The 12,880-nt window shown below is 39.9% G+C and carries 8 protein-coding genes; 1 reads left to right on the top strand and 7 read right to left on the bottom strand.

The window, feature by feature from the left end; translation table 11 throughout:
* Nucleotides 1-84 precede the first annotated feature (84 nt).
* Nucleotides 85-867: a DUF6794 domain-containing protein gene (locus tag B2O97_RS01105; protein WP_139145009.1), complete on the bottom strand. Its 783-nt coding sequence runs from the start codon at nucleotides 865-867 to the stop codon at nucleotides 85-87.
* A 307-nt stretch (nucleotides 868-1,174) separates the two neighbouring features.
* Between B2O97_RS01105 and B2O97_RS01100 the strand changes: the two genes are divergently transcribed.
* Entirely contained in the window at nucleotides 1,175-2,608 is a 1,434-nt protein-coding gene (locus B2O97_RS01100; RefSeq protein WP_083295983.1) for a DUF4932 domain-containing protein, read from the top strand.
* A 194-nt stretch (nucleotides 2,609-2,802) separates the two neighbouring features.
* On the opposite strand, the gene B2O97_RS01095 is transcribed toward B2O97_RS01100, so the two are convergent.
* The 6 genes from B2O97_RS01095 to B2O97_RS01070 all read right to left on the bottom strand — a co-directional run bounded on the left by B2O97_RS01095 (nucleotide 2,803) and on the right by B2O97_RS01070 (nucleotide 12,816).
* Entirely contained in the window at nucleotides 2,803-3,069 is a 267-nt protein-coding gene (locus tag B2O97_RS01095) for a hypothetical protein (RefSeq protein ID WP_070566772.1), read from the bottom strand.
* A gap of 297 nt (nucleotides 3,070-3,366) precedes the next feature.
* The gene (locus B2O97_RS01090) at nucleotides 3,367-5,535 is read right to left on the bottom strand and encodes a glycoside hydrolase family 97 protein (protein ID WP_254667718.1); all 2,169 of its coding nucleotides are present in this window, start codon (nucleotides 5,533-5,535) and stop codon (nucleotides 3,367-3,369) included.
* Between the two features lie 49 nt (nucleotides 5,536-5,584).
* Nucleotides 5,585-6,964, bottom strand: a complete 1,380-nt coding sequence (locus B2O97_RS01085) for an alpha-galactosidase (protein WP_139145008.1) — start codon at nucleotides 6,962-6,964, stop codon at nucleotides 5,585-5,587.
* A gap of 5 nt (nucleotides 6,965-6,969) precedes the next feature.
* The gene (locus B2O97_RS01080) at nucleotides 6,970-8,109 is read right to left on the bottom strand and encodes a SusF/SusE family outer membrane protein (protein ID WP_070566766.1); all 1,140 of its coding nucleotides are present in this window, start codon (nucleotides 8,107-8,109) and stop codon (nucleotides 6,970-6,972) included.
* Nucleotides 8,110-8,143: 34 nt separating this feature from the next.
* Nucleotides 8,144-9,853, bottom strand: a complete 1,710-nt coding sequence (locus tag B2O97_RS01075; protein ID WP_070566764.1) for a RagB/SusD family nutrient uptake outer membrane protein — start codon at nucleotides 9,851-9,853, stop codon at nucleotides 8,144-8,146.
* Nucleotides 9,854-9,873: 20 nt separating this feature from the next.
* Complete coding sequence (locus B2O97_RS01070) at nucleotides 9,874-12,816, bottom strand: SusC/RagA family TonB-linked outer membrane protein (RefSeq protein WP_070566761.1); 2,943 nt, start codon at nucleotides 12,814-12,816, stop codon at nucleotides 9,874-9,876.
* Between the last annotated feature and the right edge of the window lie 64 nt (nucleotides 12,817-12,880).

Genomic DNA, 12,880 nt, shown 5'->3' with positions numbered 1-12,880 from the left:
CGGTACTAGGCCATCAAAATTCACACAAAGCCCAAAAACTGTTAAAAATAAAATTGGTAATACGATTAGTATTATTGAAAAGTTTTATGGAGTCCAGTACTTTTTATAATACTCTAGCTGCGATTTTACATCGGGATCTTTCCCCTTTAATTTCCTATAATAACTTGTTAATATGATGCCAGACATGTCGTCAGGATGCCTTATTCCCCGTTTAGTCAAATATGCGGAGAGCCTTGAACCTCCCCAGAGGCCCCAATTATTTCTCATCCACATTCCAAATCCGAAATGTGAGCCGGCCATAAACTCTGACTCTGTCATTTCTCTTATTTTATTTTTGGTGCTATCATCCCAGAACGAGTCTATTTGGACAAAACAATCGTCAAGGTTTTTCGGGATATAAATACCGGCAATTGTGTCCGCATTCATCCGCTGTCTGATTTCCTTTTTCAATTTGTTTTCCTTCAGTTTGAATGCCTTCAGGAGAGAATCTTCTTTTACATAACCTGCTGAGAGTAGCTGTTTATAGTATTCCAAAATCACATCTTTTTTAAAGTTGTGGATTCCTTTATTATTTAAATATGTAAATAATGGAGATTTTCCAGTCGAAAGGAGCGAGTCAATCAATTCAAATTCACTTTCAAGTTCATTGTCGGTTAATTCACTTAACTCTACCTCATCACTATATTTGATTACGTTTTTTAGGCTATCCGAAACGTTAAGATTTAAGAATGAGGCTGTTTCTTTCAGATTTCTAGGAAGGGAGTTTTGAGCAGAAGCAGAGGGCAGTGACCAAACAACTGATATAAGTGCAAGCAATATAAATCTTAGGGTGGTCATATTATTGGTGTAAAGCAGTTTTAAATTCAACTAATTAGATCTAAATAATTCTTGAACTAATTTAAGAATTTATTCTTTTCTAACAGCTGTCAACTTAGGTAACGTTGCACAAGAAATGTAATATGCTTTCAAACAGTTATAAGACTTAAGTGATCAATTTAATATTAATGAATAAGATTATCGAAAATGGCTGGCAGCCTGTTCAATATTGAACGGCTAGTGTTCAATAACGGTCAGTATTAAGAAAGAAATTCGTTCGTAGTGTATTGGCAAATAGCGTGTTAAATTTATTGGCAAACTATTTGGAATCCCCATTCAAGTACAAAATAAATAAAAGATGGTAAAGCCTATTTCCAATATGTTCGAAAAAACTTCTAAATATGTATTGATTATCCTATTCAGTTTATCATTTATGCTTACCTATGGGCAGCGTAACGAAATTATGGATAAGCCAAAAGTTGATGAGCGTATCGAGCTTCTGAGTATTGTGTTTAGACTTGCTGGCAATCAAGAGTATAGCTCAGCTATTTTTAAGCGCTACGTTGATCGAATCAATGAACACTATGGTCCTTTTAAAGAACACGAATTGATCACTTTTGTCAATAAGATTAAAAATGAAAATGGCATAGGCTACGATGCAGTGATGAGTATGGCCATACATCTTGATGATAAGTTCAATCTTAAGCAAAAAAATATCAACGAAACCCTGGACAAAAGGTGGAGTAGAGCTAATGCTCTTCAATTCGCAACACTGTTAAAGAAGTTTTACAAAGACAGTAATAGCAAAGGATTTTTTCAGGATAACCAGGCACTGTACAATGAGGTACAAAAGCGCTTTCTTCCAATTTATGAACATATTGAATTGGACTGGTACCCTAAATTCTATGGTAAGAAACCATCCGAAAAGTTTTTGATTGTGAATGGTTTGGGAAATGGCGGCGGTAACTATGGGGTAGCCATTAAAAATCCACAGGGTCTTAAGGAAGTCTACGCTATTATGGGGACATGGAGTATGGATAGTCTTGGCATGGCTGAATTTCCTTTACAGAGCTATTTCCCTACATTACTTCACGAGTTTAACCACTCCTTTGTTAATTATTTATTGGAAAAAGACACGACAATTTTTAGAGACAGCGGCGAAAAATTATATAGCCTTGTAAAGGAGAAAATGAACCGGCAGGCATACGGTAGCTGGCAAACGATGTTGAACGAGGCATTGGTTCGAGCTGCGGTTATCAAATATCAAAAAGATCATAATTTCAGCTTCGAAGAGATTTCAAAGGAAACCAATGGACAGCTAGATAGGGGATTTCTTTGGATTGAGAAACTTGTTGATGAACTTGAACACTTTGATCGTCAGCGAGACTTATATCCTACTTTAGAGAGCTATATGCCTGTACTTGCCAAAGCTTATCGATCTTACGCTGCAGATATTTCTTCTTTAGATGCAGCTTTTGAAGAAAGAAGACCAAAAATCATTTCTTTTGAGGGAATTCAGGATGGACAAACCAATGTCAACAACACCTTAAGGGAGCTGAAGATAAATTTCGACAGGCCCTTATTGGGACAGGGACGGTCATTTAGGGGGATTTCCAAAGAAGGTTTTCCGCTGATAAAAGGACATCGTTATTCTTCAGATAAGAAATCTGTTATCATTGATTGGGAGTTAGAACCAAACAAAACCTATGAAATTATCATTACAGGAAATGCATTCCGTACTGCAGATGGGATACCGATGAAAGACCATTATCTAAAATTTAGTACAAAGTAATTTACTGTAATGGACAATATTTGACCATATACATAATCAATTGTGGCAAAGGTAACTCACATTATCGTTGTGAGAGTTAAATAGGTTCATTCCATTGAGGTATACCGACAAACATATCATTTACAAATTTTTCTGTATACCGCTGCATTCCAGCTTCCTCCTTATCAAAGTAGGTCTTTATTTTTGAGCATACTTTAGGGTTGGAGCATAACTTGACGCGGAAGTTTTCGATCCATTCGGCCCGTATAACAATCGTAATTAATTTTTTTTGTGTCTCTGGACAAGCCGATTACAGTGATAGCTTGGCACATCCCAGCATACCAATCGATAATATACACTTTGGTGCCCGGGCTAAACTGTTTAGAGCCTTTGTGGGTTTCCATTTTCCCTTCACCATAACTAATTTCCTGTTTGATATTAGCTACTAATGTCGATAATGGTATAGGTTCTAAATGATCCATATTTATTCAGCGCTATTTTAATTAAAATATTTTCGCAACTAGCTTCATGATATCGCTTTACTGGTTTTTGAATTTACAAAACAGGATGTAAGAAATAGAACCGCATATATCACGCATTGCATCTCGTTGGTGGTCCGATATAAAGTTCGCTAATGAACATTAGTTATATCGATCCGTTAAACTATCATAAGTGAGATTGGGAAGAAGGCCTTATTAATTATAGAAATGGATAAGACATTTAGGGATTCATTTCCGTTTGGATCCGAAAAATCCTCCCTATGATCTCATCAATTGCCTTTATTTTTTGATTGGGACAATCGAAACAGCATAACCACCGCCTGCGGCACAATGTTGAACGATCGTGTCCTTTTTCGTTACTCTTGTAGTTTTTATTGTATACGCTTGTGGTTTTGTCTTATAGTTTGCGTCTGACGCATCAGCATAAATAGTTGCCAAATAGGTCTTTCCTTCATCCAGAAAATCAAATTTTATCTTCGATGTTCTGCTGGAATTTCCATTTACACTTCCTAAAAACCATTTTTCTGTATTTTTTTCTTTACGGGCAACGGTAATATATTGACCAGGTTCAGCCTCTAAATATTTACTGTCATCCCAATCCAGCCCGACATCTTTAATAAATTGAAAAGCATCTGGAAAACGATCATAATTTTCCGGAAAATCTGCTGCCATCTGCAAAGGGCTATACATCGTTACATATAGCGCCAATTGGTTGGCCAACGTACTATTCACATGGGCGCCATTGGCGAGGTTCATTTCAAAAATACCGGGGGTATAATCCATTGGACCGCCAATAAGTCTTGTGAAAGGCAAGATAGTTACATGATTGGGCTTTATGCCACCAAATGCATGGTATTCTGTACCTCTAGCAGATTCATTGCCTATCAAATTTGGCCAGGTACGTGCTACACCCGTCGGACGTACAGCTTCGTGCTGATTAACCATAATTTGGTAGGAAGCTGCTTTTTCTACAGCATACTGAAAATGGTTATTTGTCCATTGGCTATAGTGGTGTTCACCCAATGGAAGAATATTTCCTACATACCCACTTTTTACAGCATCATAACCCAATTGGTTCATCAGCCTATAGGCTGTATCGATATGTCGCTCATAGTTGCGGATAGATCCGGATGTCTCATGATGCATAATCAGTTTCACACCTTTGGCGTGTGCATAATCGTTTAATCCTTTGAGATCAAAATCAGGATAAGGCGTGACAAAATCAAAGACATAATCTTTATCATTGCCAAACCAATCTTCCCATCCGATATTCCATCCTTCAACCAAAACACCCTCAAAACCATGCTTCGCAGCAAAATCTATATACTTTTTAACGTTTGCTGTTGTCGCGCCATGGGTACCATTTGGTTTTGCCATACTGAAATCTGTTATTCCCAACTGGACAGACGGAAATTCATTTGTATAGGACCAACTACTCTTACCGGAAATCATTTCCCACCACACGCCTACATATTTTGTAGGCTTTATCCAGGAAGTATTTTGTATTTTGCTTGGCTCATTCAAATTATAGGTCATCTTAGACGCCAATATATCTCTTGCATCATCACTTACGATAATTGTTCTCCAAGGTGAGGTAGCGGGTGCTTGCATTTTACCCTTATCGCCATGTGAATCTGGCGTAAGCCAAGATTCAAAAACAAAATTTTTGTCATCCAAATTGAGGTGCATCGTCGAGTAATTCAGACAGCTTGCTTCATGTAAATTGATGTAAACACCTTCATTGGTTTTTAGCATCAACGAGGTCTGTACCCCCGTTGGCGAGAAGGAGGTTTGAGAGACGTTGCCGCCTTCGTAAGCGCTTCCCATCAAACCCCTTATTTCAGATAGTTTAGATGTGGTATAATTATATTCCTGGGTGTCATAATCGCCAGGAATCCAATAAGCGGTATGGTCACCAGTCATGGCAAACTGGCTACGTTCCTCTTTAATAGTGAAGTAATTTAGGTTTTTCTGCAGTGGAAATTCATACCGAAAACCGAGACCATCATCAAATAAACGAAAACGGATAATAATTTGGCGCTCTGTTTGTTTTTGGTTTAATGTGACAGCGAGTTCATTATAATGGTTTCTTACATTTTTAGTTTCTCCCCATACCGGTTGCCATGTTTCATCGAAAGTGCTGGTCTTTGAATCGGAGATTTCAAAATTGCTATAAAGCGAGCTCTTCTTTTTTATCTGGGTTTCACCATCCGTTTGTCCCTTTAAGTTTAATTCTTCATCCGGTTTGAGCTTGAGTTCCAATCCCAGATTGCTGGTCTTGATTACCACGTTGTTTTTAAACTTTAATTCGTAGGTTGGCGTACCTTCTTTTGTCAATCCAAAGGCCAGTTCAAATCTTCCATTGGGCGATTTTATCTGTTGCCCCCGTGCTACGATCCCGTTACAGCAAAAGACGACAAATAAAAGAAAAATTGATTTTTTCATCATTTCTATTTTAGCATATATATTAAAATTCAGTATTGTTATGAGCTTTGGATTACTTCGTTAATCGCAAAACTGTTACACCATGTGGTGGAATATTCTCAAGATAGGAACTCATTGTCCCCAGGTCTTCATGTTTCCATAAATCCCTTACCCGCCAATGGCTGCCAGATAAATCTGTAAAATTCAATCCTCTGGTTTGATAGTTACTCTCTCTATTAAAAAGGGCTATGACCCAATCACCATTGGTCAACTGACCTTTCCAGATCTGGCTTTTTGGATCTTTCGGATCGTTGGTTAAGGGTTTTCCGACAAATCCATCTTCTCTTAAAGCAAGTAGTTCCCTATTTTGGTAAAGCCAAAGATTTTTACCGATGGAATTATAACGGTCTCCAATTGTGACAGCGCCGCCAGAAATAAAGCAGGCTGAGATGACACTCTTCTTTTCATGATCATTGGAAAAAGTATTAATCCGAAGAAAATCAGCATCCAGTATCATCTTTCCTCTGCCTGAAATGTTAGACCAATAGGTCAGACCATCCATGCCATTTGCATATTGTGACCATCCAACACGTTTGATTCCACGTTCATTGTCGCTCCATCGCCACCATTTGCCATCTCCAACATCGTCGTTGACGCGGATCATGTGTCCGTATTTTTGCTCTACCTGCGCATCATTATAGAGATGTGGCATCACCAGACTTAAGAAAATTCCATTTTTATCGCAGGCTTCACGCATCCACCGAAGAGCTTTCTCGTAGTACGCCGCCGGACGTACTGGACCTACTGTCCCCATATTCCTATCTTTTCCATCTTCAAACCAGGAAAGAAAATCTACGCGTAGATAGCGCACACCCATATCCGCATAGTATTGAATATATCCTTTGACATATTCTTCGGCTCCCGGTTTGTCAACTTGTACCCACTTAAACCAGGTGGCCTGTTCATCTTCTTTCATGATGCTGGAAAGGGGAATATTCGTTCCTTTAATTTTTACACCAGCATCAGCAGCCAATTTGATTACCCATAGGGGGTTGTTGTATATTCCCAAAGTCATCCCTCTACCTTTCAGGTTATCGGACCACCAGGCGTAGTCGTGCTTCCATTTGGACGAGTGGGTTGTACGATAACCATCGGCGTTGTATTTAAAGTCGTCGCCCCAGCCGTCGATACAGACCATCTTGTAACCTAAAGATTTTAGGTTGTTGTCAATCCAGTTGATATTCTTTTCCCATTCATCTTCAGGAATATAACCATCCGTTTCGAAGTTATATTCGTAAGGGCTCCAATATAGTGGGCCGACGAACGGATTTTGCAAACTGTCTGGATGAATTATCTTTGTGGTTATATCATTTGAAGGAGTTTTTGAACATGCTGTCATAAACAGCATGTTCAAAAATACAAGTGGTGTAGCGAGTTGATGAAATCGTCTCATATGGCCTAATTTTTGACAATTGAAATTGTTTCGTAAAGCTGGTTGAAGGTAATTTTATACGTTCCAGCTTCGGTAATTTTCCATTTGTTGTCGATTTTACCCTCAGCGATAATTATTGCATCTTTTCCTGTTGTTCCTTCTCCATTGGTTGGTGGCATGAAGAAATCTCCGTCCCAGCTTCCGGTTGCGGTTGGGATCTTAAATTCGCCCACTTTTAATGAGCCTGTATAAGTAAACTCATAAGGGTTTCCTGCTGTAGGCACCATTGGTGTTGGATTATCTATTGTCCAGCCAGAAGGCACAGCGTCCCCTACGAGCCATATCTGCTTGTACGGGGTAAAAGGTTTGATCGTTATAAATGGGGTTGCACTGATATTAAGCAGAATCTTGTAAGCGCCAGCAGTTGCGATGTTCCATTTATAATCAGGGTTTCCACCCGGAACCAGCTGAACACCAGTTTCGGAAAGTTTTGGATGGTTTGCTAAAGGCATAAAGAAATCTGTCCCCCAATTTCCTGTCGCTACAGGGATTTTAAAGTCACCAGCATTCAATACTTCATTAAACTTAAACTGAAAGGCGTTGGTCGGATCTTTCTTCATTGCATTTGGGTTTTCAATATTCCAGCCATTTGGCGTAGCATCGCCCACCACCCATAGGGATGCATACGCCGCACCGACCGGACCAGGAACAACCTGTATGCTGATTGTTTTCGATGTAGTTGACAGCGTTTTTGACGGAATTAGTCCGAGCACCGTAATATCCAGTTTGGACTCTATATTGACCGTCATCTTCAATTTTTCAACTAGTATAGCGTTCAATTCACCCTGGGTAAACCGTTTGCTTATCGCTCCAGAGGCGACTGCTACACTATCCCGTTGCTCACCGTTAGCCAGGATTATTTTATAAGAGATCATTGAGTTTGAAAATGCCGGCCACGAAACCGTAAGCGCATCCTCAGACGGCTTACTCGGATTAATGACCACTTTATCAGCAGATGCTGTAATATCCGTAATTTCGAATGGCAGTGGAGTAGGTGCATCCAGTTCTTTCGAACAGGACTGCACCATTATTAAACATACGCCCCATAGCAGGATATTTCCAAGTTGCTTTGAAGCCGACAATCTTATATTCCAATTAAATTTCATAACTTTCAAAAGGTTTTATACTTACTAAAACTGATTAGTATCCGGGATTCTGTTGCAATGACGGAGTTAGTGTGAAAACACTCTGTCCAATAGGATAAATTTTAGTATGATCACTATTATCAGGTTCTTTATCCCACCATTTTCCAGAATTGAATTTACCCCAACGAATTAAATCGGTTCGGCGTCTTCCTTCGACCAGGAACTCACGACCCCATTCATCGATCATTTCCTGATCGCTCAATTGCTGTCCCGACTCCAGGTACAGGCTGTTTGAGCCAGTTGGATAGTTACGCTTACGCACCGCATTCAACAATTTTGCGGCGGATCCTTTATCGCCGGTTCTATATTTACATTCAGCTAGTGAATAATAAATTTCAGCAAGTCTAATCTCTGCAAATGCCGAAGAAATGGTATTTGGATCCTTAGAAGGATATATCGGATATTTCGCAACCCATAAGCCAGAGTTGTCATCTGCATGGTTCATATTGGATTCTTTATCTGCGATCTTTGTTCCCGGAGGGGTATCTTTAAACCATCCCACCTGATCACGGGCAAAGATGGTATATCCTCGGTTGCTTTTGACCAATTTTGTCGGATCGCTATAATAGGGGAGGTAACCGAACAAAAACATACCTTCTCTTTTACTATTGCCAAGATTTTTATATTTCTTTAATCGAAGATCATCTGGATAGCGCTGAAATTTGATAAAGGGCTTACCGAGGGCAAAATTATACTCGACACTGTCCACATCCCGTCCTGGCTGAAGGGCATAGCGGGTATTCATATTTCCGAAATCGGTAAAGCCGAAGAAATTTTGAGCCTGATGCGGTGCCATCCACCAATACATATCCGAACTATAATGCCAGTGTGTGCGGGCCAAAGTTGCAGGGAATCCGTAGATAACTTCACTTGAATTTGCGTTATCGTAATCAAAAGGTTTTGACCATATCGTTTCCAATTGGTAATTGCCATATTTTCCGTCTATGATATCCTGACATACCGCAGCACATTCAGCATATTTGCTTTGACCCGTATAAACTTCAGCATTCAGATAAAGTCTGGCCAATAAGGCTGCGGCTCCGCCTTTTGTCCATCTACCAATACCCGTTGTGCCGAGATCCTGACGGAGTGGCAATCCGGGAATAGCATCTTTCAGCTCTTTTTCAATAAAGGCGAAGGTTTCAGCAGGTGTCGCTTGCGGCGGAGTTGCAGTTTCACCCTTTACTTTTGTTACCAGTGGAATATTCCGGTATAAATCAAAAGCCCGTAGGTTGAACCAGGCCCGGAGTGTCTTCAGCTCAGCCACAAAGTCGGCCTTTTCCGCTTCAGTGATCTGAACTTTTTGGATATCCACCTTTTCGATATCCTCAAGCGAGTTTGTAGCTAAACTGATACCCTGAAAAAGAGCTTTCCACATATCACTGGTATAATCATCCTGAACTGTCCAGGTATGGTAATGAGCCCGTTGGTATTTGCCTCCATCAAACCAGTCGCCATCCCTATTTGGGGTCATCAATTGGTCGGCAGGGAGTTCCTGCGCGTAAAATAGACCACCACCCTGAATCGACCAAAAGGCATGTTCAAACGGTCTCAAAAAATCACGGATCACATCTTCTCTTTTCTGTAAGAAATTGTCAGAAGTAATTTTATCATATAAGGTTTCGTCAAGCTTGGTACAGCTTGCGCTTCCCAAAATTAGGGTGCTAATGGAAAGGGGAATTATATAACGTAATGAAAATTTCATCTCTTTGTTGTGTTTAATCGTTAGAATTTAACCTGTAAGCCTGCTAGGAATTGTGCCGTCGATGGATAGTAAGACAAGGAAGTATTTATACCGGGTGTCAGTCCATTAACGGATATTGCTTCAGGATCACCTGTTGTAAACTTGGTGAAAGTATATAGATTGCGTGCTACGGCATACACCCGGATCGAACTGATTTGCTTGACAGGAGGTTTGATATTATAACCAATCGTAATATTGTCGATTTTTACAAAATCACCTTTCTCCAAGAAGTAATCCGAAAGAGTAGAATAGGTCTCTGCATTGGTCAACGCAGCATATTTGCCATTTCCATAAGCCGATTTGAGCACGTTCGCACCAGATTGCGTAACTGGGGTTCCCAAATAAAAAGCGGTCGTGTTAAAGAGGTCGTATTTAAATGAACCTCGTAAAAATACCGAAAGATCGAAGTTTTTGTAGGTAAAGTTCTGTCCCAAACTGGCGGTAAACAATGGTAATCCATTGCCTACAAAACGTTTATCTTCTTCCTTTGCTGTGTTTCCGGGTATAATATTGTTGTCCTTATCATACACCATCAAACGTCCAGTGGCGTCGATACCGGCAGATTCGTACATATAGAAACTGCCGATTCTCCGTCCTTCTTCCAAACGTTGAGCTGGTCCGGGAGACCCCGGCGAAGGCATATAGGACATGAATTGAAAGTTTTGCCCCTTATAAATGTCATTTGAAAAGGAAACGAATTTATTGCTATTTGATGCTCCAGCGAAACTTACCGAATATGAAAAATCTTTCTGGGTGAGGATTTTAGCATTCAATTGCACTTCCAGGCCCGAATTTTTCATAGTACCTACATTGGCAAAGGTTGTTGTTAACACGAATGGTGGAACCGGAACGTTATAGGAGCCTAGTAGATCTTTGTTGGTACGTACATAATAATTGATACTACCACTTATTTTTCGTTGGAAAAGATCAAAATCGACGCCGAAATTTAAGTTCTGTGCTTTTTCCCAACGAAGGTCATAGTTGGTATTCTGACTGGGACCCCAAACTTGGTACGATGCCCCGTTAAATGCAAAATAACCATAACCTTGATAAGTATCTAACGAAAGGTAACTGCCAAAGTCCTGATTACCCGTCTCACCGTAATCTGCTCGAAGTTTCAGGTCATTGATCCAAGAAGCTTTCGGAAAGAAATCCTCTTCCATAATTCGCCAGCCTAAGGAGAGCGCGGGGAAATAACCCCATTTGTTCAGTCTTCCAAATTTAGAAGAGCCTTCATAGCGCAAACTTGCCGATGCATAATATTTATTTGCCAAATCATAATTTACTCTTCCAAAAAAAGCGATCAGTTTCGCATCATTTTTATATGAACCAACCGATCTGAATGTGTAATCACCCGGCTGTGGATTGGTAGGAATAGGGACGTCATATTGACCTGAGCCCAGATTGTTATACGTCAGTACATCGGATGGGAAATTTTGGTTACCCGCATTCATTCCTGAATACAGAAAATAATTATATGCATATCCTCCTAATACGTTAATATTATGTCTTCCGAAACTTTGTTTGTAGTTTCCTGTCCATTCAAATACATACTGGTCACTTTTTTTATAATTTCTTCCTGCTGAATTTCTACCACTATTTCCATTAATCGCGCCTGTATTGTAGGACGGTGTAAAATTGAAATCAAAAAAATCAGAAGATTGTTGTGCCAACGTTACCTGTGTAGACAAGTTTTCCAAAATGTTAAGTTTAAAAGCTGCATTCCAGTCCAGGTACTTGCCCTCGGTTCCATCCAATACCGTGCGAAGTTCTTCAACAGGATTATAAGCACCAGAAAAACCCGTATTGATATAATTGAATAAGTTTGGATTTTTTGCATCCATCACCGGCAATGTCGGATTTAGTGTCAAACTTTGATTGAATGCATTATAACTGGCATTATTTGCTTTAAGGAACCTGGGCGCAATGGTTACAGTGGCTGTATACAGGTTATTGGCCGAGGTATGGGACAGATTCAACCGCGCCCCGTATTCTTTCTTGTCTGAACGTAAGTCCAATCCATGAGCATTGCGCAGGTCAAATGAGACGATATAATTGGTTTGTCTGTTTCCACCAGCTAACTGAAGCGTATTTTTTTGATTAAAGGCGAATTTGCGCGATACTTCGTTAAACCAATTGGTATTTCCTCCAAAATCCGTTCCTCGGTTGTGTTTTAAAAAATCTTCGGCACTGAGAACCTGGATACGGTTATTCGGTAAGTCAAAACTCGCATATCCATCATAAAATGCGTAAGGCTCAGATGTGCCTTTTTTTGTTGTGATAATAATTACGCCATTGCTCCCACGTGTTCCATAGATAGCAGAAGCTGCACCTCCTTTGAGTATATCGATTGATTCAATATCGTTTTGATTTAAGTTGTCAACATTTCCCCCAGGAACACCATTAACCACATAAAGCGGTCCAAGTCCGGCGTTGCGGGAAGACACACCACGTAGTTGCAGACTGGGAGAGGAATTCGGATCTGACTGGCCAGTGTTTACTACACTGAGTCCCGCTACCTTGCCAGCAAGAGCATTAAGTACGCCATTTCCACCAAATACGTTGAGATCCTTACCGTTTAGATGTGTAATGGCGCTGGTTACTTCTTTTTTATCTAGGGTTCCGTAGCCAACTACTACAACGTCCGCTAATCTTTCTTCATTTGTTTCAAGCGTTAGATTATAGACAGTGGCGTTATCAATATTCTTTTCCAATTTTTTATAGCCTAGAAAACTTATCTGTAATTTATCCCCGACATTTACTGCGGATAGTGAAAATCTTCCTTCGTCATCTGTTTTAGTAGCTTTTGGTTTTCCGGATACGGTAATAGAAACACCGGCCATTGGTTTACCTGTCACATCAAGAATTTTCCCTTGAATGTTTTTTTCTTGAGCTTGTACCCATGTCATTATCAGTATCCACATAAACACAGTTAATAGATACTTTAAAGACGAGCACTGTCTTAAATAGATTACCCTCATAAATTGG

Source organism: Sphingobacterium sp. UBA865, from assembly GCF_002295765.1.
Lineage (GTDB): Bacteria > Bacteroidota > Bacteroidia > Sphingobacteriales > Sphingobacteriaceae > Sphingobacterium > Sphingobacterium multivorum.
The sequence above is the reverse complement of the archived record's forward strand: the minus strand, read 5'-3'. Positions and strand labels throughout refer to the sequence as shown.

What these genes read in the sequence shown, in the direction of transcription:
- B2O97_RS01100 (WP_083295983.1), top strand. Translation starts at nt 1,175, where the DNA reads ATGGTAAAGCCTATTTCCAATATGTTCGAAAAAACTTCTAAATATGTA.
- B2O97_RS01080 (WP_070566766.1), bottom strand. Translation starts at nt 8,109, where the DNA reads ATGAAATTTAATTGGAATATAAGATTGTCGGCTTCAAAGCAACTTGGA.
- B2O97_RS01095 (WP_070566772.1), bottom strand. Translation starts at nt 3,069, where the DNA reads ATGGATCATTTAGAACCTATACCATTATCGACATTAGTAGCTAATATC.
- B2O97_RS01090 (WP_254667718.1), bottom strand. Translation starts at nt 5,535, where the DNA reads ATGATGAAAAAATCAATTTTTCTTTTATTTGTCGTCTTTTGCTGTAAC.
- B2O97_RS01085 (WP_139145008.1), bottom strand. Translation starts at nt 6,964, where the DNA reads ATGAGACGATTTCATCAACTCGCTACACCACTTGTATTTTTGAACATG.
- B2O97_RS01075 (WP_070566764.1), bottom strand. Translation starts at nt 9,853, where the DNA reads ATGAAATTTTCATTACGTTATATAATTCCCCTTTCCATTAGCACCCTA.
- B2O97_RS01070 (WP_070566761.1), bottom strand. Translation starts at nt 12,816, where the DNA reads ATGTGGATACTGATAATGACATGGGTACAAGCTCAAGAAAAAAACATT.